This is a genomic window from Piscinibacter defluvii (genome assembly GCF_004011805.1).
GTDB classification, from domain to species: domain Bacteria; phylum Pseudomonadota; class Gammaproteobacteria; order Burkholderiales; family Burkholderiaceae_C; genus Piscinibacter; species Piscinibacter defluvii.
In genome coordinates, this window is the sequence record NZ_RCHJ01000015.1 from 192232 (window position 1) to 216473 (window position 24242).

At 71.3% G+C, this 24242-nt stretch carries 22 protein-coding genes; 13 read left to right on the top strand and 9 right to left on the bottom strand.

Translation table 11 applies throughout. The annotated features are described in order from the left end of the window. Positions 1 to 86 precede the first annotated feature (86 nt). The 6 genes from garD to D9C15_RS23260 are packed head-to-tail and all read right to left on the bottom strand — an operon-like array spanning position 87 to position 6295. Positions 87 to 1640, bottom strand: coding sequence for a galactarate dehydratase (garD, locus tag D9C15_RS23235; protein WP_128000847.1), 1554 nt, complete (start codon positions 1638 to 1640; stop codon positions 87 to 89). Next, on the bottom strand, positions 1640 to 2632 hold the full coding sequence (locus D9C15_RS23240) for an SMP-30/gluconolactonase/LRE family protein (protein WP_128000848.1): 993 nt from the start codon (positions 2630 to 2632) through the stop codon (positions 1640 to 1642). The genes garD and D9C15_RS23240 overlap by 1 nt, the downstream gene beginning before the upstream one ends. Further along, positions 2629 to 3912 carry a TRAP transporter large permease gene (locus tag D9C15_RS23245; protein ID WP_128000849.1) on the bottom strand — a complete coding sequence of 428 codons (1284 nt, stop codon included), beginning with the start codon at positions 3910 to 3912 and terminating at the stop codon, positions 2629 to 2631. Before D9C15_RS23245 ends, D9C15_RS23240 begins: the two co-directional genes overlap by 4 nt. A gap of 1 nt (position 3913) precedes the next feature. Then, positions 3914 to 4462 carry a TRAP transporter small permease gene (locus D9C15_RS23250; RefSeq protein WP_240668538.1) on the bottom strand — a complete coding sequence of 183 codons (549 nt, stop codon included), beginning with the start codon at positions 4460 to 4462 and terminating at the stop codon, positions 3914 to 3916. Further along, entirely contained in the window at positions 4459 to 5442 is a 984-nt protein-coding gene (locus tag D9C15_RS23255) for a TRAP transporter substrate-binding protein (RefSeq protein ID WP_128000850.1), read from the bottom strand. Before D9C15_RS23255 ends, D9C15_RS23250 begins: the two co-directional genes overlap by 4 nt. 28 nt (positions 5443 to 5470) lie before the next feature. Next, positions 5471 to 6295: an NAD-dependent epimerase/dehydratase family protein gene (locus D9C15_RS23260; protein WP_128000851.1), complete on the bottom strand. Its 825-nt coding sequence runs from the start codon at positions 6293 to 6295 to the stop codon at positions 5471 to 5473. A 149-nt stretch (positions 6296 to 6444) separates the two neighbouring features. Here D9C15_RS23260 and D9C15_RS23265 point away from each other — a divergent pair, with 149 nt between their 5' ends. The 11 genes from D9C15_RS23265 to D9C15_RS23315 all read left to right on the top strand — a co-directional run bounded on the left by D9C15_RS23265 (position 6445) and on the right by D9C15_RS23315 (position 17113). Next, positions 6445 to 7194: a FadR/GntR family transcriptional regulator gene (locus D9C15_RS23265; RefSeq protein ID WP_128000852.1), complete on the top strand. Its 750-nt coding sequence runs from the start codon at positions 6445 to 6447 to the stop codon at positions 7192 to 7194. 123 nt (positions 7195 to 7317) lie between these two features. After that, positions 7318 to 8202 carry a 5-dehydro-4-deoxyglucarate dehydratase gene (gene kdgD, locus D9C15_RS23270; RefSeq protein ID WP_240668548.1) on the top strand — a complete coding sequence of 295 codons (885 nt, stop codon included), beginning with the start codon at positions 7318 to 7320 and terminating at the stop codon, positions 8200 to 8202. 20 nt (positions 8203 to 8222) lie between these two features. Further along, positions 8223 to 9188 (top strand): Bug family tripartite tricarboxylate transporter substrate binding protein, encoded by a 966-nt coding sequence (locus D9C15_RS23275; RefSeq protein ID WP_128000854.1) that lies wholly within the window; start codon positions 8223 to 8225, stop codon positions 9186 to 9188. A gap of 4 nt (positions 9189 to 9192) precedes the next feature. Further along, positions 9193 to 10521, top strand: a complete 1329-nt coding sequence (gene gudD, locus D9C15_RS23280) for a glucarate dehydratase (protein ID WP_128000855.1) — start codon at positions 9193 to 9195, stop codon at positions 10519 to 10521. Between the two features lie 16 nt (positions 10522 to 10537). Beyond that, entirely contained in the window at positions 10538 to 11977 is a 1440-nt protein-coding gene (locus D9C15_RS23285; protein ID WP_128000856.1) for an aldehyde dehydrogenase family protein, read from the top strand. Further along, entirely contained in the window at positions 11974 to 12936 is a 963-nt protein-coding gene (locus D9C15_RS23290) for a Bug family tripartite tricarboxylate transporter substrate binding protein (RefSeq protein WP_128000857.1), read from the top strand. The genes D9C15_RS23285 and D9C15_RS23290 overlap by 4 nt, the downstream gene beginning before the upstream one ends. A 1-nt stretch (position 12937) precedes the next feature. Then, positions 12938 to 13888, top strand: a complete 951-nt coding sequence (locus tag D9C15_RS23295) for a 2-hydroxyacid dehydrogenase (RefSeq protein ID WP_128000858.1) — start codon at positions 12938 to 12940, stop codon at positions 13886 to 13888. A gap of 19 nt (positions 13889 to 13907) precedes the next feature. Further along, positions 13908 to 14699, top strand: coding sequence for an HpcH/HpaI aldolase family protein (locus D9C15_RS23300; protein ID WP_128000859.1), 792 nt, complete (start codon positions 13908 to 13910; stop codon positions 14697 to 14699). A gap of 23 nt (positions 14700 to 14722) precedes the next feature. Continuing rightward, positions 14723 to 15607, top strand: a complete 885-nt coding sequence (locus D9C15_RS23305) for a 2-hydroxy-3-oxopropionate reductase (RefSeq protein ID WP_128000860.1) — start codon at positions 14723 to 14725, stop codon at positions 15605 to 15607. Between the two features lie 55 nt (positions 15608 to 15662). Next, entirely contained in the window at positions 15663 to 16214 is a 552-nt protein-coding gene (locus D9C15_RS23310; protein ID WP_128000861.1) for a restriction endonuclease, read from the top strand. A 119-nt stretch (positions 16215 to 16333) separates the two neighbouring features. Continuing rightward, positions 16334 to 17113: a Crp/Fnr family transcriptional regulator gene (locus tag D9C15_RS23315; RefSeq protein WP_128000862.1), complete on the top strand. Its 780-nt coding sequence runs from the start codon at positions 16334 to 16336 to the stop codon at positions 17111 to 17113. On the opposite strand, the gene xdhC is transcribed toward D9C15_RS23315, so the two are convergent. From xdhC to xdhA, 3 genes are read right to left on the bottom strand one after another with little or no spacing between them, the layout of a single operon-like run. Next, a complete protein-coding gene (xdhC, locus tag D9C15_RS23320) occupies positions 17059 to 17958 on the bottom strand; it encodes a xanthine dehydrogenase accessory protein XdhC (protein ID WP_128000863.1) in 900 nt (299 codons plus the stop codon). The genes D9C15_RS23315 and xdhC overlap by 55 nt on opposite strands. Positions 17959 to 17960: 2 nt before the next feature. Further along, complete coding sequence (gene xdhB, locus D9C15_RS23325; protein WP_375138815.1) at positions 17961 to 20330, bottom strand: xanthine dehydrogenase molybdopterin binding subunit; 2370 nt, start codon at positions 20328 to 20330, stop codon at positions 17961 to 17963. A 14-nt stretch (positions 20331 to 20344) separates the two neighbouring features. Next, positions 20345 to 21814 carry a xanthine dehydrogenase small subunit gene (xdhA, locus tag D9C15_RS23330; protein WP_128000864.1) on the bottom strand — a complete coding sequence of 490 codons (1470 nt, stop codon included), beginning with the start codon at positions 21812 to 21814 and terminating at the stop codon, positions 20345 to 20347. 94 nt (positions 21815 to 21908) lie between these two features. On the opposite strand from xdhA, the gene D9C15_RS23335 reads away from it, so the two are divergent. Together D9C15_RS23335 and guaD are read left to right on the top strand one after the other, a co-directional pair. After that, positions 21909 to 22907 carry a LysR family transcriptional regulator gene (locus D9C15_RS23335; protein WP_128000865.1) on the top strand — a complete coding sequence of 333 codons (999 nt, stop codon included), beginning with the start codon at positions 21909 to 21911 and terminating at the stop codon, positions 22905 to 22907. Further along, entirely contained in the window at positions 22904 to 24205 is a 1302-nt protein-coding gene (gene guaD / locus D9C15_RS23340; RefSeq protein WP_128000866.1) for a guanine deaminase, read from the top strand. Before D9C15_RS23335 ends, guaD begins: the two co-directional genes overlap by 4 nt. Positions 24206 to 24242 lie beyond the last annotated feature (37 nt).

Consider the following 24242-nt stretch of genomic DNA (forward strand, 5'->3'; position numbering starts at 1 on the left):
GCCGGGGCCGTCGCCGGCCGCCGCCGCCGCGCCCCGGCGTGAAGGATCACCGGCAATCCTCGATGGCCGTGCGGCCGCCGCGACGCTCAGGTCACCGGGGCCGGGTTGAACAGCACGAGTGCGTTGTGCAGCCGGTGCTGCTCGGCCCAGGTGCGCCGGCCGCTGGCCACGTCGAGCAGCAGGTGGAACAGCTCCCAGCCCAGTTCCTCGATGCTCTTCGCGCCGTCGGCCACCTGGCCGGCGTTCAGGTCCATCAGGTCGTGCCAGCGGCGTGCCAGGTCGCTGCGCGTCGCCACCTTGACCACCGGGCAGGCGGCCAGGCCGTAGGGCGTGCCGCGGCCGGTGGTGAAGACGTGCAGGTTCATGCCGGCGGCCAGCTGCAGCGTGCCGCAGATGAAGTCCGAGGCCGGCGTGGCGGCGAACACCAGGCCGCGCTGGTCGCGCCGCAGCTTCTCGCCGGGCGCGAGCACGTGGGCGATCGGCATGCGGCCGCTCTTGACGATCGAGCCCATCGCCTTCTCGACGATGTTGGACAAGCCGCCGGCCTTGTTGCCCGGCGTGGTGTTGGCGCTGCGGTCGACCCGTCCGCGCTCCAGGTAGCGGTCGTACCAGCCGAGCTCGCGCACGATGGCCTCGGCGACCTCGGGCGTCGCGGCGCGGCTGGTGAGCTGCTCGACCGCGTCGCGCACCTCGGTGTTCTCGCTGAACATGATGGTCGCGCCGGCGCGCACCAGCAGGTCGGCCGCGAAGCCGACCGCCGGGTTGGCGGTGACGCCGGAGAACGCGTCGCTGCCGCCGCACTGCACGCCGACCACCAGCTCGCTGGCCGGCACCGTCTCGCGCCGGCGGCGGTTCAGCCGCTCGAGGTGCACACGCGCCTGGCGCAGGATGGAGTCGATCATCGAGCCGAAGCCGACATGGGCCTCGTCCTGCAGGCGCACCACGTCGAGATCCGCGCTGCCGTCGTGCTCGGCGATCGCGATCGTGCCCGGCGGCAGCATGCGCTCGGGCTGCAGCTTCTCGCAGCCCAGGCTGACGACCATCACCTCGCCGCCGAAGTTCGGGTTCAGGCTGATGTGGCGCAGCGTGCGGATCGGGATCACCGCGTCGGGTGCGTCGATCGCCACGCCGCAGCCGTAGCTGTGCTCGAGCGCGACCACGCCGTCCACGTTCGGGTACTGCGGCAGCAGTTCGTCGCGGATGCGCTGCAGCGCATGGGCCACCACGCCGGCCACGCACTGCACGGTGGTGGTGATGGCCAGCAGGTTGCGCGTGCCCACCGAGCCGTCCGGGTTGCGGTAGCCCTCGAAGGTGTAGCCCTCCAGCGGCGGCTGCGGCGCCGGCGTCACGGTGGCCATCGGCAGGGCCTCGAGCGTGCGCGCGGCCGGCATCTCGAGCAGCTTCTCGTGCACCCAGCGCCCGGCCTCGATGGCCTGCTTCGCGAAGCCGATCGCGACGCCGTAGCGCCGCACCGGCGCGCCGGCGGGGATGTCGGCCAGCGCCACCTTGTGCCCCTGCGGCACCTTGTCGCGCAGCACCGGCCCGCCGGGCAGCGCGGTGCCGGCGGGCAGGCCGCCGTCGTTGGCGACGATCGCCACGTTGTCGTCCGCCTGCATGCGGATCGCCAGGGGGTCGGACATCACAGACCTTGCACGTTGACGGCCAGCGCGTAGACGCTGTGGCTGGCCGCCATGAAGAGACGGTTGCGGCGCGCACCGCCGAAGCACAGGTTGGCACAGCGTTCGGGCAGGTGGATGTGGCCGATCGGCCGGCCGTCGCGGTCGAACACGCGCACGCCGTCGAGCGCCGCGGCGTCCGCGCCGGCCCGGCCGTCGCTGCCGAAGCCGCACCACAGGTTGCCCTGCACGTCGACCGCGATGCCGTCGAGCGCGCCGGCACCGTCGGCATCGACCTGCAGGCGCTTGTTCGAGAGGCGCCCGGCGGCGTCCACGTCCCAGGCCCAGACGCGCCGGCTCGGCACCGCGCGGCTCTCGATCACGTAGAGCACGCGGTCGTCGGGCGCGAAGGCCAGGCCGTTCGGGCCGGCCAGGTCGTCGAGCACGCATTCCAGCCGGCCGTCGGTGCCGAGCCGGTACACGCCGTGCGGGCGTTCGGCTGCCGCCGGCTCGCCCTCCCACCAGCCGCCGATCCCGAACGGCGGGTCGGTGAACCAGATCGAGCCGTCGCGCCGGCAGACGATGTCGTTGGGCGAGTTCAGCCGCGCGCCGTCGAAGCGGTCGGCGAGCACCGTGACCGAGCCGTCGTACTCGGTGCGGGTGATGCGCCGGCCGAGGTGCTCGCAGGCGAGCAGCCGGCCCTGCGCGTCGCGCGCCAGGCCGTTCGAATGGCCGGACGGGGCGCGGAACACGCTGGTCAGGCCGCTGGCCTCGTCCCAGCGGACGATGCGGTCGTTCGGGATGTCGGAGACGAGCAGGCAGCGCATGTCGCCGAACCACACCGGCCCCTCGGCCCAGCGCAGCCCGGTGACGAGCTGCTCGACGGTGCCGCCGTACAGCCGCAACGCGGCGAACGACGGGTCGAGCAGCTCGACGGCCGGGTCGGGCAGCCGGCTCGACGGCACGAAGGGCACGCGGGGCTCGCTGCCCATCGGCAGCGCGGCAGCAGGGGTCATTTCAGCAGCAGGTTCGGCAGCCACAGCGAGAGCCAGGGCAGGTAGGTCACCATCGCCAGCACGATCAGCAGCGCGCCGAAGAACGGGTAGAGCGCCTTGACCACCCGCTCGATCGGCAGCTTGGCGACCGCGCTGCCGACGAACAGCACCCCGCCCACGGGCGGCGTGATCAGCCCCATGCCGAGGTTGACCATCATGATCATGCCGAAGTGCACCGGATCGACGCCGATGGACTTGACCACCGGCATCAGGATCGGCGTCATGATGAGGATCAGCGGCGCCATGTCCATCAGCGTGCCCAGCGCCAGCAGCAGCACGTTGATCAGCAGCAGCACCATGATCGGGTTGCTCGACAGCTGCGTGATCGCCGCGGTGATCTTCTGCGGGATCATCATCAGGGTCATCACGTAGCCGAAGGCCGCCGCGAAGCCGATCAGGATCATCACGATGGTCAGCGTCTTGACGGTGCGGTGCACGAGCTTGGGCAGGTCGCGCCACCGGTAGTCGCGGTAGATGAACATCGTGACGAAGAACGCCCAGATCACCGCGATCGAGGCCGACTCGGTGGCCGTGAACACGCCGGTGAGGATGCCGCCGAGGATGATGACCATGGTCATCAGGCCCCACAGCGCATCGATGCTGATCTTCACCGCCTCGCCCAGCGGGATGCGCCGCCCGGCCGGGAAGTTGCGCTTGCGCGCGATCACGAGGCACAGGATCGCCAGCGTCAGCCCGAGCAGCAGGCCGGGCAGCACGCCGGCCAGGAACAGCGCCGCGATCGACACCGAGCCGCCCGCGGCCAGCGAGTAGATCACCGCGTTGTGGCTGGGCGGGATCAGGATCGCCTGCACCGAGCCGCTGACCGTCACCGCGGTGGCGAAGTCGCGCGGGTAGCCCTTCTTCTCCATCTCGGGGATCAGCACCGAGCCGATCGAGGCCGTGTCGGCCATCGACGAGCCGGAAATCGCGCCGAAGAAGGTCGACGCGAGGATGTTGACGAGCGAGAGCCCGCCGCGGATGAAGCCCACCAGCACGCCGGCGAAGGCGACCAGCCGGCGCGACATGCCGCCCTCGGCCATGATGGCGCCGGCGAGCACGAAGAACGGGATCGCGAGCAGCGAGAACTTGTTGACCCCGGCGGCGATCTGGATCATCAGCGCATCGAGCGGGATGTCGATCCACCACGCGCCGACCAGCGCCGCCGCGCCCATCGCGTAGGCGACGGGCACGCCGATGATCATCAGCACGAAGAAAGAGCCGAGCAGGACGAGGGCATCCATGTCAGACGGGCTCCGGCGCGGGTTGCTCGTGGTCGAAGGTGACGACCGGCCGCGTGTGCTGGCTGCCGAACAGGATGTGCTCCAGCACGAACAGCAGGGTGATCAGTCCGCCGACCGGAACCGGCGTGTAGCTCAGGCCCACCGGGATGAACGGCAGCTCGCCGATGCTCTGGCCCCAGGTCTCGATGCACAGCCGCGTGCCGTACCAGACCATGAAGGCGGCCACCGCCAGCATCACCACGTGCACGATGCCGGCCAGCAGCCGGCGCGGCACGGCACCGAGCCGGTCGGTCAGCATCGCGACGGCGATGTGCGCGCCGGCGCGGTAGCTGACCGCCGCGCCGAGGAAGGTGAACACCACCATCAGCAGGATCGCCACCGGCTCGGGCCATTGCGAGCCGGTGCCCAGCACGTAGCGCGCGAAGATCCCCCAGGGGATCACCAGCGACATCACGACGATCGCGATGCCGGCGACCCACAGGCAGGCGAGGTACAGCGCGTCGTTCAACGCGAGGAAGCGTTCCTTCATGACGGGGGCGGCGGCGCTCACTTGACCGCTTCGATCTTCGCCAGCAGGTCGGCGTACTGCGCGCCGTACTTGGCCCGCACCGGCGCGGTGGCGTCGAAGAAGGGCTTGTTGTCGATCGGGATGAACTCGACGCCGGCGGCCTTCAGCTTGCCGGTGTACTCCTCGACGCTCTTGTCCCACAGCACGCGCTGGTCCATCTGCGCCTCGCGACCGAGCTTCTTGACCAGCGCCTGATCCTCCTTGGACAGCTTGTCCCAGGTGACCTTGGACATCACCAGGATCTCCGGGATGATCAGGTGATGGGTCTGCGTGTAGTACTTCGCGCCGGCCGAGAAATGGTTGCTCGTGAACATGCTCGGCGGGTTGTTCTCGGCGCCGTCGATCACGCCGGTCTGCAGCGCGCTGAACACCTCGCCGTAGGCCATGCTGATGCCGTTGCCGCCCATCGCGTTCATGGTGTCGACGAACAGCGGGTTGCCCATCATGCGGATCTTCTGGCCCTTCAGGTCGTCGGGCTTGCGCACCGGCTTCTTCGTGTAGAGGCTGCGCGAGCCGCCGTCCATCCAGCCCAGGGCCACCAGCTTGGCCGGGCTGGCGGTGACCTTGGCGAGCAGTTCGTCGCCCACCGCGCCGTCGATCACCTTGCGCATGTGGCTGATGTCGCGGAACACGAAGGGCATGTTGAAGACGTTGACCTCCGGCACCACCGGGCCGATGACGCCCAGCGAGATGCGCGCGATCTGCACCGCGCCGAGCTGTGTCTGCTCGACCGCCTCCTTCTCCTGCCCGAGCACCGCGCCCGGGAACATCTGCAGCTTGATGCGGCCGTTGGTGGCCGTCTCGAGCTTCTTGCCCATCATCTCGACGGCCGCCACGGTGGGGTAGCCGGCCGGGTGGGTGTCCACGGCCTTGAGCACCATCTGCGCCTGGGTGGCGAACGGGGCGAAGGCGCCGGCGACGGCCAGCGCGGCAGCGGCGATGAGTGAACGGCGCAGAGCCATGGATGTCTCCTGTTGACGGGAAGGGAAGTCAGTCTTCGAACGGACCCTTGGTGACGAAGCCACCGCCCTGGTGGCGGGCCGCCGGGTCGTCCGGGTCGATCACCGGCTGGCGCGCCTCGACGGCGGCGCGGAAGCGCTCCGAGCTGTCCTGCGGGCGGTAGCCGACATGGCGCGCGTGCGTGTTGTCCCACCAGCTCGTCGCGTTGTCGGACGCGCCGTAGATCACCGTGTGCCCGACCGCCGGTGCGGTGAGGCTGGCGACCACCAGGCGCTCCAGGTCGTCGTAGCTCATCCAGGTGGCGAGCATGCGGCGGTCCTTCGGCTCGGGAAACGACGAGCCGATGCGCAGGCTCACCGTCTCGAGGCCGTAGCGGTCCCAGTAGAACTGCGCCAGGTTCTCGCCGAAGGCCTTGGACAGGCCGTAGTGGCCGTCGGGCCGCATCGGCACCCGGGTGTCGATCACTTCGTCCTGGCGGTAGAAGCCGATCACGTGGTTCGAGCTCGCGAACACGATGCGCTTCACGCCCTGCCTGCGCGCGGCCTCGTACACGTTGTAGGTGCCGACGATGTTCGCCTGCAGGATGGCGTCGAACGGGTGCTCGGTGGAAATGCCGCCCAGGTGGACCACCGCGTCGACGCCCTCGAGCAGCGCCAGCACGGCGGCGCGGTCCTCCAACTCGGTGCGCTGCAGCTCCTCGCCCGGGCCGGCCGGGCCGAGCTCGGCGATGTCGGACAGGCGCAGCGTGTCGCAGTAGGCCTTGAGCCGGCCGCGCAGTTCGCGGCCCAGGCCGCCGGCGGCGCCGGTCAGCAGGAGGCGGCCGAAGCGCAGGCCGGTGGGGTGCAGGGCAGTCATGTCGGGAGAAGGCGGGTACCGGGGTCGGTGTCTGCTAGAGTCCGGGTCGACACGCTTGAGGTCAGACATCAGTTGTCGTATAACTTGATTGTTCAGCGATGCCCGACCGCCTGTCAAGGCAAGCCGATCGGGGTTTGTACCGAAGTGCCATGAACCCAGACGCCCTGGCCGCGCGCCGGCCCCGCACCCTCGCCCTCGGGCTCGTCGAGGCGCTCGGCGAGCGCATCCGCGACGGCCGGCTGGCGCCGGGCGACAAGCTGCCCACCGAGGCCGCGGTGATGGCCGAGTTCGGCGTCAGCCGCACCGTGGTGCGCGAGGCGATCTCCAAGCTGCAGGCCTCGGGCCTGGTGGAAACGCGCCACGGCGTGGGCACCTTCGTGGTCGGCGTGGGCGACGGCTCGGCCTTCCGCATCGAGCCGGCCCAGCTCGGCACCTTGCGCGACGTGATCGCGGTGCTCGAGCTGCGCATCGGCGTCGAGAGCGAGGCCGCCGCGCTCGCCTCGCGGCGCCGCACGGCCGCCAACCTGGCGGCGATGCGCGCCGCGCTGGACAGCTTTGCCGCCGCGGTGGAGGCGGGCACCGACGCGGTGGCGGCCGACTTCCAGTTCCACGCCGAGATCGCGCGCGCCACGCAGAACGAGCATTTCACCGGGCTGATGGCCACGTTGGGTGCGCAGATCATCCCGCGTGCCCGGCTCGAGGGCGCCGCGCCCGCCGCGCCGCCCGACCCGGCGCGCCAGGAGTACCTGCGCCGCGTGAACGCCGAGCACGAGAGCATCTTCGACGCCATTGCCGCGCAGGACGCCGACGCCGCGCGTGCCGCGATGCGCACGCACCTGGCCAACAGCCGCGAGCGGCGCCGCCGGGCATTTGCCGAGTCGGGGGCGGGTACGCAATAGTCCTTATCGGCGGGCGGTTGACTTCGGCGGATCTAGTTGTACGATGACATACAACTACTGACCTGTGATTCACCCACCCGACCCGGAGCGACCGTCTTGAATCCGCAGCAACTGAAGCAGGCCATGTCCTCGGGCCTGCTGTCCTTCCCGCTCACCGACTTCGACGCCGACCTGCGCTTTGCGCCACGGCCGTACGCGCAGCGCCTGGAGTGGCTGATGCCCTACGGCGCGAGCGTGCTGTTCGCCGCCGGCGGCACCGGCGAGTTCTTCTCGCTCGAGCCGACCGAGTACGCCGAGGTGGTGAAGACCGCGGTCGAGACCTGCCGCGGCCGCGTGCCCATCGTCGCCGGTGCCGGCGGCGGCACCACGCTGGCCATCCAGTACGCCCGCGAGGCCGAGCGCCTGGGTGCACAGGGCCTGCTGCTGCTGCCGCACTACCTGACCGAGGCCACCCAGGAGGGCCTGGTCGCGCATGTCGAGGCGGTGTGCCGCAGCGTGAAGTTCGGCGTGATCGTCTACAACCGCGGCGCCTGTCGCCTGAGCCCGGCCTCGCTGGAGCAACTGGCCGCGCGCTGCCCGAACCTGGTCGGCTTCAAGGACGGCGTGGGCGACATCGAGGCCTTCGTCGCCATCCGCCAGCGCCTGGGCGACCGCTTTGCCTACCTCGGCGGCCTGCCCACCGCGGAGGTGTTCGCCGGCGCCTACAAGGCGATGGGCTGCCCGGTGTACTCGTCGGCGGTCTTCAACTTCATCCCGCGCACCGCGATGCAGTTCTACGAGGCCAGCGCGAGCGGCGACCACGCCACCACCGGCCGGCTGCTGGACGAGTTCTTCCTGCCCTACATCGAACTGCGCAACCGCGGCGCCGGGTACGCCGTCAGCATCGTCAAGGCCGGCGCGACGATCGTGGGCCACGGTGCCGGTCCGGTGCGCCCGCCGCTGTCGGACCTGAAGGCGCCGGAGGTCGATGCGCTGCGTGCGCTGATCGCGCGTCTCGGCCCGCAATGACTTCCCCCAGGAGACAAGCCATGAAGAAACTGTTTGCCCTCGCGGCCTTCGCGACCTTCACCCTCGGGCTCGCCGCCCCGGCCCAGGCCTGGCCCGACAAGCCGGTCACGCTGCTGGTGCCCTTTCCGCCGGGCGGCTCGACCGACTCGATCGCACGCGCCATCGGCCCCGCGCTGTCCAAGACCTTCAACCAGACCTTCGTCGTCGACAACAAGGCCGGCGCCACCGGCACGATCGGCGCGGCGGCGGTCAAGCGTTCGCCGCCGGACGGCTACACCTTCTTCGTCTCCTCGCTGGGCCCGTTCGTCATCGCGCCGCACCTGATCAAGAACGTGCAGTACGACGCGCTGCACGACTTCGACCTGATCACCGTCGCGGTGCAGGCGCCCAACGTGCTGGTGGTGCCGGCGGCGTCGCCGCACAAGTCGCTCGCCGACGTGATGGCCTGGCAGAAGGCCAACCCGGACAAGATGAGCTTCGCCTCCTCGGGCAACGGCTCGAGCGACCACCTCACCGCCGAGCTGTACTGGCTCGAGAGCGGCACCACCGGCCTGCACATCCCCTACAAGGGCGGCGGTCCGGCCGTGTCGGACCTGCTCGGCGGCCAGGTCGACGCCTCGTTCCAGAACGTCAACACCGTCTTCCAGCACATCAAGGCCGGCAAGCTGCGGGCGCTCGCGGTCACCGGCGCGAAGCGCTCGCCGGTGCTGCCCGAGGTGCCCACGATGGCCGAGGCCGGCGTGAAGAACGTCGACGTCTACTCCTGGCAGGCGATCGCCGCGCCCAAGGGCCTGCCCGAGGACATCAAGCTCAAGTTCCACGCGGCCGTGGTCGCGGCGCTGAACGATCCGCAGATCCGGCAGCAGTTCACCTCGGTGGGGCTGGAGATCGTCGGCAACACGCCGGAGCAGTTCGCCGCCTTCCAGGCCAGCGAGTACGCGCGCTGGAAGAAGCTGATCGAGGCGCGCAAGATCACTGCCGACTGACGCCATGAGTTCGACACCAACCGTCACCGCGCTGCGCGCGATTCCCGTCGCAGGCCGCGACAGCATGCTGCTGAACCTCAGCGGCGCGCACGGCCCGTTCTTCACCCGCAACCTGCTGGTCCTGACCGACAGCGCCGGGAACACCGGTGTCGGCGAGGTGCCCGGCGGCGAGAAGATCCGCCAGACGCTGGAAGACGCCGCCGCGCTGGTGGTCGGCCAGCCGATCGGCAACGTGCAGGCCGTGCTGCGCCAGATGCAGCAGCGTTTCGCCGACCGCGACAGCGGCGGCCGCGGCCTGCAGACCTTCGACCTGCGCACGACGATCCACGCCGTCACCGCGGTCGAGTCGGCGCTGCTCGACCTGCTCGGCCAGCACCTCGGCCTGCCGGTCGCCGCGCTGCTCGGCGAAGGGCAGCAGCGCGACTCGGTCGAGATGCTCGGCTACCTGTTCTTCGTCGGCGACAAGGCGAAGACCGATCTGCCCTACGTCAGCGACCCCGAGGCCGACAACGCCTGGTTCCGCGTCCGCCACGAGACCGCGATGACGCCCGAGGCCGTGCTGCGCCTGGCCGAGGCGGCGCGCGAGCGTTACGGCTTCAACGACTTCAAGCTCAAGGGCGGCGTGCTGGCTGGCGACGCCGAGGTCGATGCGGTGACGGCACTGCACGAGCGTTTCCCGGACGCGCGCGTGACGCTCGACCCGAACGGCGGCTGGCTGCTGAAGGAGGCGATCCGCCTCGGCCAGCGCATGCGCGGCGTGGTGGCCTACGCCGAAGACCCCTGCGGGGCCGAGGGCGGATTCAGCGGCCGCGAGGTGATGGCCGAGTTCCGCCGCGCCACCGGCCTGCCGACCGCCACCAACATGATCGCCACCGACTGGCGCCAGATGAGCCACGCGCTCGCGCTGCAGAGCGTCGACATCCCGCTCGCCGACCCGCATTTCTGGACCATGGCCGGCTCGGTGCGCGTGGCCCAGACCTGCCGCGACTGGGGCCTGACCTGGGGCTCGCACTCGAACAACCACTTCGACGTCTCGCTCGCGATGTTCACGCATGTCGGCGCCGCCGCGCCGGGCAAGGTGACGGCCATCGACACGCACTGGATCTGGCAGGACGGCCAGCGCCTGACCAGGGAGCCGCTGCAGATCGTCGACGGCCACGTCGCCGTGCCGAAGAAGCCGGGCCTGGGCGTCGAGCTCGACATGGCCGAGGTCGAGAAGGCCCACCTGCTGTACAAGCAGCATGGGCTCGGGGCACGCGACGACGCCGTCGCGATGCAGTACCTGATCCCGAACTGGACGTTCGACCCCAAGCGCCCCTGCATGGTCCGCTGACTTCGAAGGAGATGCGATGCACAGGAACCTGATCAACGGCGAGTGGGTCGAGGGGGCCCGCGTCAGCCGCAACATCAACCCGTCGGACACGCGCGACCTGGTCGGCGAGTACGCGCAGGCCGATGCCGCCCAGGCCAGGCAGGCCATCGCCGCGGCGCGTGCGGCCTTCGCCGGCTGGAGCGTCACCACGCCGCAGCAACGCTTCGACCTGCTCGATGCGGCGGGCAGCGAGATCCTCGCCCGCAAGGCCGAGCTCGGCGACCTGCTCGCGCGCGAGGAGGGCAAGACCTTGCCGGAAGCGATCGGCGAGGTCGCGCGCGCCGGCAACATCTTCAAGTTCTTCGCCGGCGAGGCGCTGCGCGTGGGCGGCGAGGTGATCGGCTCGGTGCGGCCGGGTGTGGGCGTGGAGGTCACGCGCGAGCCGCTCGGCGTGGTGGGCCTGATCACGCCGTGGAACTTCCCCATCGCGATCCCCGCCTGGAAGCTCGCCCCCGCGCTCGCCTTCGGCAACTGCGTGGTGATGAAGCCAGCCGATCTCGTGCCCGGCTCGGCCTGGGCGCTGGCCGACATCCTGCACCGCGCCGGCCTGCCCAAGGGCGTGTTCAACCTCGTGATGGGGCGCGGCTCGGAAGTCGGCGCGGTGCTGCTGGAAGACAAGGGCGTCGACGCCATCAGCTTCACCGGCTCGGTGGCCACCGGCCAGCGCGTGGCCGCGGCCTGCGCCGCGCGCATGGCGAAGTTCCAGCTCGAGATGGGCGGCAAGAACCCGTTCGTCGTGCTCGACGACGCGGACCTCGCCGTCGCCGTCAACTGCGCCGTGCAGAGCGGCTTCTTCTCGACCGGCCAGCGCTGCACCGCGAGCTCGCGCGTGATCGTCACCGAGGGCATCCACGACCGCTTCGTCGCCGCGGTGGCCGAGAAGATGAAGGCGCTGAAGGTCGACGACGCGCGCAAGGCCGGCACCGACATCGGCCCGGTGGTCGATTCCGCGCAGCTGGCGCAGGACCTCGACTACATCGAGATCGGTCGCAAGGAAGGCGCGACGCTCGCCGCCGGCGGCGAGGCGATCGAGCGCAATGCCGACGGCGCACCCGGCTTCTACCTGCGCCCGGCGCTGTTCACCGAGACCACGCCCGGCATGCGCATCAACCGCGAGGAGATCTTCGGCCCGGTGATCAGCGTGATTCGGGCGAAGGACTACGACGAGGCGCTGGCGCTGGCCAACGACACGCCGTTCGGGCTCTCGAGCGGCATCGCGACCACCTCGCTGAAACACGCCACCCACTTCAAGCGCCATGCGCAGGCCGGCATGGTGATGGTCAACCTGCCCACCGCGGGGGTCGACTACCACGTGCCCTTCGGCGGCCGCAAGGGCAGCAGCTACGGCCCGCGCGAACAGGGCCGCTACGCCGCCGAGTTCTACACCACCGTCAAGACCGCCTACACCCAAGCATGAAACAACTCGCCCTGAAGGCCCTCGCGGCTGCATCGCTGGCCCTGCTGCCGTTCGCGGCCGCTGCCCAGGCCTGGCCGACCAAGCCGGTCCGCATCGTCGTGCCCTACCCGCCGGGCGGCTCGTCGGACATCATCGCCCGCGCCATCTCGCAGCCCTTGTCCGAGGCGCTGAAGCAGACGGTGATCGTCGAGAACAAGGCCGGCGCGAACGGCAACACCGGCACCGACGCGGTGGCCAAGTCGACGGACGGCCACACGATCCTGCTGTGCGACGTCGGCGCGCTGGCCATCACGGCCTCGGTCTACAAGCAGCTGCCCTTCGAGCCGAGCAAGGACCTGCGCGGTGTCACGATGCTGGCCTACTCGCCGCACCTGCTCGTCGTGCACCCCTCGGTGCCGGCGAACAACCTGGCCGAGCTGGTGGCGCTTTCGCACAAGGACAAGCTGAACTTCGCCGTCACGGCGATCGGCAGCGCGCCGCACCTGGCCGGCGTGGCGGTCGAGAAGGCGACCAGGGCCGAGTGGACCTACATCCCGTACAAGGGTGGCGCGCAGGCCATCGGAGACACCGTGGCCGGCCAGACCCAGGTGCTGATGAACGGCATGCTGGCCACGCTGCCGCACGTGCAGTCGGGCAAGCTGAAGGTGCTCGGCGTGTCGAAGTCGAGCCGCGTGCCGCTGCTGGCCAACGTGCCGACCATCGCCGAGCAGGGAGTCAAGGGCTTCGAGAGCGGCACCTGGCAGGGGGTGCTGGTGCCGGCGTCGACACCGCCGGCGGTGCTGGCGAAGCTGTCCGCCGAGCTGACGCGCATCATCCGCCTGCCCGAGGTGCGCGAGCGACTGGTCTCGCAGGGCGCCGAGGTGTACACGATGACGCCGGCCGAGTTCGCGTCGTTCTTCGAGAAGGAGCGCCGGAACTGGGCCGCCGTGGTGCAGTCCGGCGGCGTCAAACTCGACTGACATGAAGACGCGCATCCTGCAGGCCGGCCGGCTGCTGCCTTCGCTCGAGGCGCGGCTCGCGGCGGCGTTCGACACCGTGCTGCTGGCCGAGCAGCCCGACCCGCAGGCCTACCTCGCCGAGTACGGTGCCGGCTTCGAAGGCTTCGTGACTTCGGCCGGCGTCGGCTTCACCGCGGCGACGCTGGACAGGCTGCCCCGGCTGCGCGTGATCTCGAGCTTCGGCGTCGGCCTCGACAAGCTCGACCTCGCCGCCGCGCGGGCGCGCGGCATCGCGGTGGGTTACACGCCCGACGTGCTGAACGACTGCGTCGCGGATCTCGCGATGGCGCTGCTGCTGGACATCGGCCGCCGCGTCAGCGAGGCCGACCGCTTCGTGCGCCGCGGCGCCTGGACCACGCCAGGCGCGAAGAGCTTCCCGCTGGCGCGCAAGGTGAGCGGCGCGAAGCTCGGCATCGTCGGCTTCGGCCGAATCGGCCAGACGATCGCGCGGCGCGCCGCCGGCTTCGGGATGGACATCCGCTACCACACGCGCCGGCCGGTCGCGGGCGCGCCGTGGCTGCACGAGCCCGCGCTGGTCGAACTGGCGCGCTGGTGCGATTACCTCGTCGTGATCACCGCCGGCGGCGCCGGCACGCGCCACCTGGTGAACGCCGAGGTGCTGGAGGCGCTCGGCCCGCGCGGCTTCGTGGTCAACGTGGCCCGCGGTTCGGTGATCGACGAGGCGGCGCTGGTGCAAGCGCTGGTCGAGCGCCGCATCGGCGGAGCGGGGCTGGACGTGTTCGAGGACGAGCCGAACGTGCCGCGCGCGCTGTTCGATCTGGACAACGTGGTGCTGGTGCCGCACATCGCCAGCGGCACCGAGGAGACGCGCCAGGCCATGGCCGACCGCGTGTTCGACAACCTGCAGGGCTTCCTGCGCGACGGCCGCATGATCTCGCCCGCGCCGATGTGACCCACACCCGGAGGAGACGATGAGAGAGAACCGCCTGCGTATCCTGTGGAAGGACGACCGGGCCGCGCTGAACGGCTGGCTCGCGATCCCGAGCGGCTTCGCCGCCGAGACCATGGCCCACCAGGGCTGGGACACGCTGACCATCGACCTGCAGCACGGCGTGGTCGACTACCAGGCGATGGTCTCGATGCTGCAGGCCATCTCCACCACGCCCACCGTGCCGGTGGTGCGCGTGCCCTGGCTCGAGCCCGGCATCATCATGAAGACGCTGGATGCCGGCGCCTACGGCGTGATCTGCCCGATGGTCAACACGCGCGAGGACGCGCAGCGTTTCGTCGCCTACACGAGCTATGCGCCGCAGGGCACGCGCAGCTTCGGGCCGATCCGCGCGCTGCTGTACGGCGGGGCGGACTACCCCGAGCACGCCAACCGCACCATCGTGCGCTTCGCGATGATCGAGACGGCGCAGGCGCTCGACAACCTGGACGCCATCCTCTCGGTGGAGGGCCTGGACGCGATCTACATCGGCCCCTCGGACCTCTCGCTGGCGCTCGGCTGCCGGCCGACCTTCGACGACGTCGACCCGCCGGTGGTGCAGGCGATCGACCACATCCTCGCGCGGGCCCGCGCGCACGGCCTGGTGGCCGGCATTCACAACGGCACGCCCGAGGCGGCGCTGGCGCGCGTCGCCAGGGGCTTCCGCTTTGTCACGGTCAGCTCGGACGCCCGTCTGATGGCTGCCGGCGCGCAGCAGGTGGTGGCGAAGATGCGCGCCGGCGCACCGGCGCCGACGGGCTCCGGCAGCTACTGACCCCCGACTCGAAAGGACTTGCCATGAAACTCGGATTCATCGGCCTCGGCATCATGGGCGCGCCGATGGCGGGCCACCTGCGCGCCGCCGGCCACGAGCTGTTCGTCACCACGCGCAGCAAGCTGCCCCAGGCGCTGCTGGACGCCGGCGCCGTGGCCTGCGCCAGCGCGGCCGAGGTGGCGCGCGCCGCCGAGGTGATCTTCACGATGGTGCCGGACACGCCGGACGTGCAGAAGGTGCTGTTTGGCGAGAACGGCGTGGCCGCCGGCCTCTCCCCGGGCAAGACGGTGGTCGACATGAGCTCGATCTCGCCGATCGAGACCCAGGCCTTCGCGAAGCAGATCGAGGCGCTGGGCTGCGACTGGCTGGACGCGCCGGTCTCCGGCGGCGAGGTGGGCGCCAAGGCGGCCTCGCTCACCATCATGGTCGGCGGCAAGGCCGAGGTGTTCGAGCGCGTGCAGCCGCTGCTGGCGCTGATGGGCAAGAACATCACCCATGTCGGCGCGGCCGGCGCGGGGCAGATCACCAAGGTCGCCAACCAGATCATCGTGGCGCTGAACATCGCCGCCGTCGGCGAGGCGCTGGTGTTCGCCAGCAAGGCCGGGGCCGACCCGGCCAGGGTGCGCCAGGCGCTGATGGGCGGCTTCGCGTCCAGCCGCATCCTGGAGGTGCACGGCGAGCGCATGATCAAGCGCACCTTCAACCCGGGCTTCCGCATCGGGCTGCACCAGAAGGACCTGAACCTGGCGCTGCAAGGCGCCCGATCGCTCGGCGTCGCGCTGCCCAACACCGCCAGCACCGCCCAGCTGATGCAGGCCTGCGCTGCCCAGGGCTGGGACCAGCTCGACCATTCGGCGCTGGTCAAGGCGCTGGAACTACTGGCGAAACATCCGGTCACGCCTGAATGAGCCTCGGCCGGTTATCCGGCCTCAAGCCCGGCGGGGTGTCGCCGATCATGTCGTCATGGGCCGCAAACGTTCCTCCCGCCCCGAACTCGTCCGCCTCACCCCCTGGGTGATCGGTTCGGGCGCCGTCGCGCTGTGCGTGGCCGGCCTGCAGCTGGTCGGCCACCGGGCCGGCCTGGGTGCCGCGGCCCCGGCCGTGGCGGCGGCCGGCCTGGGGTTGGCGGCGGCAGCGCTGTGGCAATGGCGCCGGCGCAGCGCGCCTCGCGGGCCGTCGGCCGTCTCCCGGAGCCGGCGCGAATTCGAGGGGCGCCTGGCGGAAGCCTTCCAGTCCCAGGGTTACCAGATCGTGCCCGGCGGCACCGGCGGGCCGGTCGATCTGGTGCTGCGGCGCGACCGTGGCACCTTTCTCGTGCACAGCCGCCAGTGGCAGGCCGACAAGGTCGGCATCGAGGCGCTGCGCGACCTGCAGGCCGAGATCCGGTCGCGCGCGGCGGCCGGCGGCTTCGTCGTCTGCCAGGGCCGCTTCAGCCGCGAGGCGCAGCGTTTCGCCGCCGGCAGCCCGCTGCGCCTGATCGACGGCGCCGCCCTGCAGCAGTGGCTCGGCCGCTGACGCGCCTCCCCAGTCCGACACCCGGCGCCGGCCAGTCCGGGCCCGTTTGACGAGCCGCAAGGCAGCCCGCCAGCGGCTGCGCCACAGTCAATTCATCCGAATCCAGGGTGGGGACTGCAGTGGACACCAACATCGCCAGCAACGCAGCAGTCGGGCGGCGCACGGTGCTGCGGCCGCCGCGGCAGCGTTTCGTCGGCGCCGGCGAAGGCAGCGCCAGCGGCATGGAGCGCGCGCTGTGGGGCGGCCTGCTCGGCCTGCCCGTGCCGGGCCCGGCGCTGATCGACGAACTGCAGGCGCTGGCCACTGCGCGCGACCTGCCCGCCGGCAGCCTGCTGGTGTCGCGCCAGCAACCGGCCCGTGAGCTGCTCGTCCTGGCCCACGGCGACGCCGCGCTCGGCTTCGTGCAGGAAGGCGCGCCGTTCCAGCCTGAGCGCAGCCTGCAGGGCCCGGACTGGCTGGACCCGGCCAGCGCCTGGCTGGGCGGCACGCCGGCTCAGGACGCGATCGCGCTGAGCGACGTGCGGGTGCTGGCCCTGCCGGTGGCCGAGGTGCAGGCGCTGCTGCTGCGCCAGCCCGAGCTGGCCGCGCCGCTGCTGCACGTGCTGGCCCAGCAGGTGCGCCAGCTGACCACGGTGGCGCACGACCTGATGCACAAGGATGCCGAGGCGCGCTTCTGCGACTGGCTGATCCAGCGCTGCGTGGCCGTGCCCGACGCGCCGGAGCAGGCCATCGTCACCCTGCACGAGCGCAAGCGCGACATCGCCGCACAACTCGGCATCACGCCCGAGACCCTGTCGCGCCTGCTGCGCCAGCTCAGCCGCAAGGGCCTGATCGAGGTGCGCGGCTACACCGTCAGCGTACAGGACGTGGGCGCGCTGCGGGTCGTCGCCTCGTCCTGAGCCGGCGCGTCGGCCGGCACCTCGGCCGACCTGTGACCGCGCGCGGCGGCGCTGCTCGCCTGCAGCAGTTGCGCGGCCACCGACGCGGCGATCACCTCCGGCTCCTTGCCCGCTATGCCCGGCACGCCGATCGGGCAGGTCATGCGGGCGATCGCCGCCGGCGGGAGCCCGTAGGTCTCGAAGCGGCGAATGAAACGGGCGCGCTTGGTCTTCGAGCCGATCAGGCCGAAGAACCCGGCGTCGCCCCGCTTCAGGATGGCCAGCGCGAGGCGCAGGTCCAGGTCGTGCCGGTGCGTCAGCACGAGGTAGAAGGTGCCGGGCGGCGCCTCGTCGACCTCGGCCTCGACCGCGTCCACGCAGACCTTGCGCACCCCCTCGGGCAGCTCGTCATCGGGCGGAAACTCGGCGTCGCGTTCGTCGATCCAGTCGATGCGCACGTTCAGCGGCGCCAGCGCCATCACGATCGCGCGGCCGACGTGGCCGGCGCCGTAGAGCTGAAGATGCAAGCGCGGCGCGCGCTGCGGCCAGGCCGCCAGCGCGGCGGCATCGAACGCCGCGAAGCCGAGCGTCACGGCGCCGCCGCAGCATTGGCCGAGGGCCGGGCCGAGCGGGTAGTGCACCGACAGCGGCCCGGTGCTGCCGGCCGCCAGCATCTGCCGCGCCTGCTCGATGGCCTTCAGCTCGAGGTGGCCGCCGCCCACCGTGCCGGCGCAGCGCGCGGCCGAGACCAGCATGCGCGTACCGGCCTCGCGCGGGGCCGAGCCGAGTGCCCGGGTCACTTCGACCAGAACCGCCGGCTCGCCCCCGGCCAGCCATTGCGTTGCGGTGCGGCGCAAGGGGTCCATGCTCAGCCCGCCTTCACCGCGGTGATCGCGCGCAGGATCGATTCGCTCGTCGCCGGTGCCGACAGCGGCGGATCGACCCGGTGCCCGCCCACCGCCGAGACCGCATCGCGGATCGCGTAGAACACCGAGAAGGGCAGTAGCAGCGGCGGCTCGCCGACCGCCTTGCTGCGGTGGATGCTGTCCTCGACGTTGGTGTTCTCGAACAGCCGCGTGGTGAACTGCGCCGGGCAGTCGTTCGCGGTCGGGATCTTGTAGGTGCTCGGCGCGTGCGTGGTCAGCAGCCCGCTCTGCGGGTGCCAGACGAGTTCTTCCATCGTCAGCCAGCCCATGCCCTGGATGAACGCGCCCTCGACCTGGCCGATGTCCACCGCCGGATTCAGCGACTTGCCCACGTCGTGCAGCAGGTCGGCGCGCAGCAGCTTCCATTCGCCGGTCAGCGTGTCCACCACCACCTCGCTGACCGCCGCGCCGTAGGCGTAGTAGTAGAAGGGCCGGCCCTTGAGCTTCTCGCGGTCCCAGCTCAGCCCGGGCGTGGCGTAGAAGCCGTCGGACCAGAGCTGCACCCGGTCGACGTAGGCCTGCGCCACCACGGCCGAGAAGGGCAGCCGCTTGCCCGCCACCTCGACGAAGTCGTTGGCGAAGCGCACCGCCGATGCCTCGCCGCCATGGTGTGCCGCGATGCAGGCGGCCAGGCGCTCGCGGATCTGGCGCGCGGCGTCCTGCGCCGCCTTGCCGTTCAGGTCGCTGCCGGTCGAGGCGGCCGTGGCCGAGGTGTTGGCCACCTTCTGGGTGTCGGTGGCCGTCACGCGCACGCGTTCGAAGTGCACGCCGAGCTCGTGCGCCACCACCTGCGCCACCTTGGTGTTCAGGCCCTGGCCCATCTCGGTGCCGCCGTGGTTCACCAGGATCGAGCCGTCGTTGTAGACATGCACCAGCGCGCCGGCCTGGTTGAAATGCTTGACGTTGAAGGAGATGCCGAACTTCACCGGCGTCAGTGCCAGGCCGCGCTTGAGCACCGGGCTCGTCGCGTTGAACGCGGCGATGGCGGCGCGGCGCTCGCGGTACTGGCTGGTGGCCTCGAGCTCGCCGACCAGCTCGTGGATCACGTTGTCGACCACCGGCTGCTCGTACGGCGTGCGCTGGCCCTGGCCATAGAAGTTCAGCTTGCGCACGTCCAGCGCATCCTTGCCGAGCGTGCGGGCGATCGAGTCGACGATGTTCTCGATCGCGATCGCGCCCTGCGGCCCGCCGAAGCCGCGGAAGGCGGTGTTGCTCTGCGTGTTGGTCTTGCCGGAGTAGCCGTGCATGGCCACGTCGGGCAGCCAGTAGGCGTTGTCGAAGTGGCACAGCGCACGCGTCATCACCGGGCCGGACAGGTCGGCCGAGTGGCCGGCGCGCGAGACCATCGTCACCTCGGCGCCGAGGATGCGGCCGTCGTCGTCGTAGCCGACCTCGTACTCGTACCAGAAGCAGTGGCGCCGGCCGGTGATCAGGAAGTCGTCGTCGCGGTCCAGGCGCAGCTTGACCGGGCGGTTCAGCTTCCGCGCCGCGACGGCGGCGATGCAGGCGAACGGCGCCGACTGCGACTCCTTGCCGCCGAAGCCCCCGCCCATGCGCCGGCACTGCACCTGCACGTGGTGGGCGGACAGGCCGAGCGCGTGCGCCACGAGGTGCTGCATCTCGCTCGGGTGCTGCGTCGAGCAGTGCACCAGCAGGCCGTCGTTCTCGAGCGGGACGGCGTAGCTGATCTGGCCTTCCAGGTAGAACTGCTCCTGGCCGCCGACGTCGAAGCTGCCCTTGAGCCTGCGCGGCGCGGCGGCTATCGCGGCGCGTGCGCCGCCGTTGGTCGCGCGCTCGAGGTGCATAGCCGGCAGCACGTACTGCTGCTTCGCGTGCGCGTCGCGCGGGGTCAGCACCGGCGGCAGGGGCTCGACCTCGAGCACGTCCTTCGCCTTCGCGGCGGCGCGGCGGGCGGCGTCGCGTGTCCTGGCGATCACCGCGAACACGGGCTGGCCGAGGTAGCGCAGCTCGCCGTCGCTGAGGATGGGCTCGTCGTGCACGATCGAGCCGCAGTCGTTCGTGCCGGGGATGTCGGCGGCGCTCAGCACCGCGACGACGCCCGGCAGCGCGCGGATCTTCTCCAGCGCCATCGCCCGGATGCGGCCATGCGCCACCGGCGACAGGCCGAGCGCGCAGTGCAGCGTGCCGGCGAGCTCCGGCAGGTCGTCGATGTAGGCGGCCTCGCCGGCCACGTGCAGGTGGGCCGATTCGTGCGGGCGGCTGATGCCCACGCGCGCGCCGGCGCGGTGCGCGGCCTCCTCGGCGGGTTGCAGCTGCGGGTCGAGCAGGGCGGCGGGAAGGGGCTTGTTCACGGCGGTCTCCTTCCTCAGGCAGCGACGAAGACGTTGACCTGCGCGGCCGCCAGCGGCGCGTCGCGCCGGGTCTCGAGCCAGAAGCGCTGCAGCAGATTCTGCGCCGCCTGCGCGCGGTAGGCGGCGCTGGCCCGCATGTCGGTCAGGGGCTTGAAGTCCTGCGCCAGCGCCTGCATCGCGGCGGCGACGTTCGCCTCGGTCCAGGGCTTCCCGAGCAGCGCGGCCTCGGCCGCGGCAGCGCGCTTGACGATCGCGGCCATGCCGCCATAGGCGAGGCGGATGGCCTTCACGCTGTCGCCGTCGAGCTCGATCGACGCCGCCAGCAGCAGCGCCGAGATGTCGCAGTCGAAACGCTTGCTGATCTTGTAGGCGCGCACCTGGCGCGACGCCGGCAGCTCGGGCAACCAGAGCGCCTGCACGAACTCGCCCGGCTCGAGCCGGTTCTTCATGTAGTCGACGTAGAAGTCGGTCAGCGGCAGGCGGCGCACCCGCTCGCCGCGGCGCAGCTCGATCAGCGCGTCCAGCGCCATCAGCACCGGCGCCGAGTCGCCGATCGGCGAACCGTTGGCGACGTTGCCGCCCATCGTGCCGGCGTGGCGCACCGGCGGCGAGGCGAAGCGCCGCCACACCTCGGTGAGCGACGGGTGGCGCTGCGCGAGCGCGCCCCAGGCGGCCTCGAGCGAGGCGGCCGCGCCGATCCACAGCCCGCCGTCGCGCGGCTCGATGGCCTTCATCTCGGCCACCTCGCCGACGTAGATCAGCGTGCCGACGTCCTTGAACTGCTTGTTGACCCACAGGCCGATGTCGGTCGAGCCGGCCAGCAGGCGCGCCTGCGGCAGGCGCTCGCGCAGCGCCGCCAGTTCGTCGAGCGTGCGCGGCGCGTGGTAGCCGGCGCCCTGGTCGTAGGCGAAGCTCATCGGCTGGTGCAGCGACTGCAGCGCCGCCACCACCGGGGCGGGGTCGAACGCGGCGGCCGGCAGCTCGAACATGCGCTCGCCGGCATCGAGGATGGGCCGGTAGCCGGTGCAGCGACACAGGTTGCCCGACAGCGCGTCGGCCATCTCGGCGCGCGTGGCCTGCGTGCCGCAGGGCTGGTGCTGCTGGTAGACGTGCCACATCGACATCGCGAAACCCGGCGTGCAGAAGCCGCACTGCGAGCCGTGGCAGTCCACCAGCGCCTGCTGCACCGGGTGCAGCGCGCCCTGCGGCGACTTCAGGTCCTCGACGGTGAAGAGGGCCTTGCCGTCGAGCGTGGGCAGGAACTGGATGCAGGCGTTGGTGGTGGCCAGCGCGAGCCGGCCGTCGACGTCGAGTTCGCCGAGCACCACGGTGCAGGCGCCGCAGTCGCCCTCGTTGCAGCCTTCCTTGGTGCCGGTGCAGTGCGCGTCCTCGCGCAGCCAGTCGAGCACCGAGCGGGTCGGCGCGGCGTCGGCCACTTCGACGATCTGGCCACGGTGGAAGAAGCGGATGGGGCGTGTGCTCATGGCGGGTTCAGCGGCGTGCGAAGAAGCCGCAAGTTACGCCGATCCGGCGGAAGTGGTATACGGGATTTCTCATATCGGTTATGGGAGATGCCTTATGGCGCAGCCTTTGGCTTTGGACAAGATCGAGCTCCATCTCATCCGGGTGTTGCAGACCTTGATCACCGAACGCAGTGTCTCGCGGGCCGCCATGAAGCTGCACAGCTCGCAGCCGGCCGTCAGCGCCCAGCTCAAGCGGCTGCGCACGCTGACGGGCGACCCGCTGCTGGTACGCGCCGGCAACGGCATGGTGCCCACCGAGACCGCGCTGCAACTCCTGGACCCGGCCAACCGCGTGCTGCAGGACGTGCAGCGCCTGTTCGGCGCGCATGCGCCGCAGCGCGGCTTCGAGCCGCTGGCGAGCACCCTGACCTTCCGCATCGCCGCGAGCGACTACCTCGACCCGCTGTTCCTGCCCGAGCTGGTGGCGCACCTGAAGCGCGCCGCGCCCGGCGTGCGATTGGAACTGCTGCCGCTGTCGGGCGAGTTCGACTACCGGCGCGGCCTGGCGCAGGGCGCGGTGGACCTGGTGATCGGCAACTGGCTCGAGCCGCCGGGCGAACTGCACCTGGGCAAGCTGCTGTCCGACGAGATCGTCTGCCTGGTCGGCGAGCAGCACCCGGCGGCGCGCATGAGCGCGCGCAGCTGGACGGCCGAGCGGTATCTCGCGAGCGAGCACGTCGCGCCGACCCCGCTGCACGCCAAGGCCAGCGGCGGCGCGCCGGGCGTCATCGACGAACACCTCGCCTCGCAGGGCGTGACGCGCGACATCGTGGTGCGCAGCGCGCACTTCAGCCTGATCCCGCTGATGGTGGCACAGAGCCTGCTGGTGCTGACCACCGGGCGGCTGTTCTGCAGCCGCTACGTCGACACCCTGCCGGTGCGCATCGTGCGCTGCCCCGTCGCCTTCCCGCCGCTGACCTACTACCAGCTCTGGCACGACGTGACCCATGCGTCCGCGGCCAACCGCTGGCTGCGCGAGCAGGTGCGCGACGTGGCGCGCAACCTCGGCACGCACGGCATGCTGCGGCGCGGCCGCGCGGAGGCGGCGTCATGAAGCTGGCACTCCGAGGCGACCTGCTCGATTTCACCGCCGAGCCGGCCTGGGGCGACACCGAGTCGCCCGCGGTGCGCTTCCGCCCCGGCCACTGGCTGCTGGTGGACGACGGCCGCATCGTCGCGGTGCAGGCCGAAGCGCCCGGCCCCGAGTGGGTGCGCGACGACCAGGCCGGGCGGCTGATCCTGCCGGGTTTCATCGATACCCATGTGCACAGCCCGCAGCTGGACGTGATCGGCAGCTACGGCACCGAGCTGCTCGACTGGCTCGAGACCTACACCTTCCCGGCCGAGCGGCGCTATGCCGACGCCGGCGTGGCCGAGCAGGGCGCGGCGGTCTTCCTCGACGCGCTGCTGGCCCGCGGCACCACCGCGGCGGTGGTGTTCCCGACGGTGCACAAGGTCTCGGCCGACCGCCTGTTCGCGGCCGCCGAGCAGCGCGGCATGCGCGTGATCGCCGGGAAGGTGCTGATGGACCGCAACGCGCCGGACGGCCTGCGCGACGATGTCGCCGGCGCCGAGCGCGACTGCCTCGACCTGATCGCGCGCTGGCACGGCAAGGCGCGCCTGGCCTATGCGGTGACCGTGCGCTTCGCGCCGACCAGCACTACAGCGCAACTGGCGATGGCCGGCGCACTCTGCAGCGCCGACCCGACGCTCTACATGCAGACCCACGTGGCCGAGAACCGCGCCGAGGTGCAGTGGGTGCGCGAGCTGTTCCCCGATGCACGCAGCTACCTCGACGTCTACGCCCGCGCCGGGCTGCTGCACCCGCGCAGCGTGCTGGCGCACGGCATCTGGCTCGACGACGAAGACCGCGCCGCGCTGCGTGACGCCGGCGCGCAGATCGCGCACAGCCCCTCGTCCAACCTGTTCCTCGGCAGCGGGCTGTTCCGCTGGCGCGACGCCGAGGCCGGCGGCGCGGCCGTCAGCCTGGCCAGCGACGTGGGTGGCGGCACCGACCTCTCCATGCTTGCGACGCTGCGCGACGCCTACAAGATCCAGGCGCTGTCGGGCGAGCGGCTGACGGCCTGGAAGGGCCTGTACGCCGCCACGCGCGGCGGAGCCCGCGCGCTCGGGCTCGACGCCGAGATTGGCTCCCTCGAGCCCGGCCGGCTGGCCGACGTCTGCGTCTGGGACTGGGCCAGCGAGCCCGTGGCCGCGCGCCGCCTGGCGGTGGCGCGGGGCCTGCACGAGAAGCTGTTCGCCTGGGCGACGCTGGCCGATCGCAGCAACCTGGTCTCGACGCGCGTGGCCGGCGTCGAACGCTACCGCCGCCCGCCCACCGGCGTGCCCTGACCGGCCGCCCGGCCGAACCCGGAGCGCCGCATCAGAC

Excerpts from the sequence above, each read along its gene's own strand:
- garD (WP_128000847.1), bottom strand. The coding sequence starts at position 1,640 with ATGTCCGACCCCCTGGCGATCCGCATGCAGGCGGACGACAACGTGGCG.
- D9C15_RS23240 (WP_128000848.1), bottom strand. The coding sequence starts at position 2,632 with ATGACCCCTGCTGCCGCGCTGCCGATGGGCAGCGAGCCCCGCGTGCCC.
- D9C15_RS23245 (WP_128000849.1), bottom strand. The coding sequence starts at position 3,912 with ATGGATGCCCTCGTCCTGCTCGGCTCTTTCTTCGTGCTGATGATCATC.
- D9C15_RS23255 (WP_128000850.1), bottom strand. The coding sequence starts at position 5,442 with ATGGCTCTGCGCCGTTCACTCATCGCCGCTGCCGCGCTGGCCGTCGCC.
- D9C15_RS23260 (WP_128000851.1), bottom strand. The coding sequence starts at position 6,295 with ATGACTGCCCTGCACCCCACCGGCCTGCGCTTCGGCCGCCTCCTGCTG.
- D9C15_RS23265 (WP_128000852.1), top strand. The coding sequence starts at position 6,445 with ATGAACCCAGACGCCCTGGCCGCGCGCCGGCCCCGCACCCTCGCCCTC.
- kdgD (WP_240668548.1), top strand. The coding sequence starts at position 7,318 with ATGTCCTCGGGCCTGCTGTCCTTCCCGCTCACCGACTTCGACGCCGAC.
- D9C15_RS23275 (WP_128000854.1), top strand. The coding sequence starts at position 8,223 with ATGAAGAAACTGTTTGCCCTCGCGGCCTTCGCGACCTTCACCCTCGGG.
- gudD (WP_128000855.1), top strand. The coding sequence starts at position 9,193 with ATGAGTTCGACACCAACCGTCACCGCGCTGCGCGCGATTCCCGTCGCA.
- D9C15_RS23285 (WP_128000856.1), top strand. The coding sequence starts at position 10,538 with ATGCACAGGAACCTGATCAACGGCGAGTGGGTCGAGGGGGCCCGCGTC.
- D9C15_RS23290 (WP_128000857.1), top strand. The coding sequence starts at position 11,974 with ATGAAACAACTCGCCCTGAAGGCCCTCGCGGCTGCATCGCTGGCCCTG.
- D9C15_RS23295 (WP_128000858.1), top strand. The coding sequence starts at position 12,938 with ATGAAGACGCGCATCCTGCAGGCCGGCCGGCTGCTGCCTTCGCTCGAG.
- D9C15_RS23300 (WP_128000859.1), top strand. The coding sequence starts at position 13,908 with ATGAGAGAGAACCGCCTGCGTATCCTGTGGAAGGACGACCGGGCCGCG.
- D9C15_RS23305 (WP_128000860.1), top strand. The coding sequence starts at position 14,723 with ATGAAACTCGGATTCATCGGCCTCGGCATCATGGGCGCGCCGATGGCG.
- D9C15_RS23310 (WP_128000861.1), top strand. The coding sequence starts at position 15,663 with ATGGGCCGCAAACGTTCCTCCCGCCCCGAACTCGTCCGCCTCACCCCC.
- xdhC (WP_128000863.1), bottom strand. The coding sequence starts at position 17,958 with ATGGACCCCTTGCGCCGCACCGCAACGCAATGGCTGGCCGGGGGCGAG.
- xdhA (WP_128000864.1), bottom strand. The coding sequence starts at position 21,814 with ATGAGCACACGCCCCATCCGCTTCTTCCACCGTGGCCAGATCGTCGAA.
- D9C15_RS23335 (WP_128000865.1), top strand. The coding sequence starts at position 21,909 with ATGGCGCAGCCTTTGGCTTTGGACAAGATCGAGCTCCATCTCATCCGG.
- guaD (WP_128000866.1), top strand. The coding sequence starts at position 22,904 with ATGAAGCTGGCACTCCGAGGCGACCTGCTCGATTTCACCGCCGAGCCG.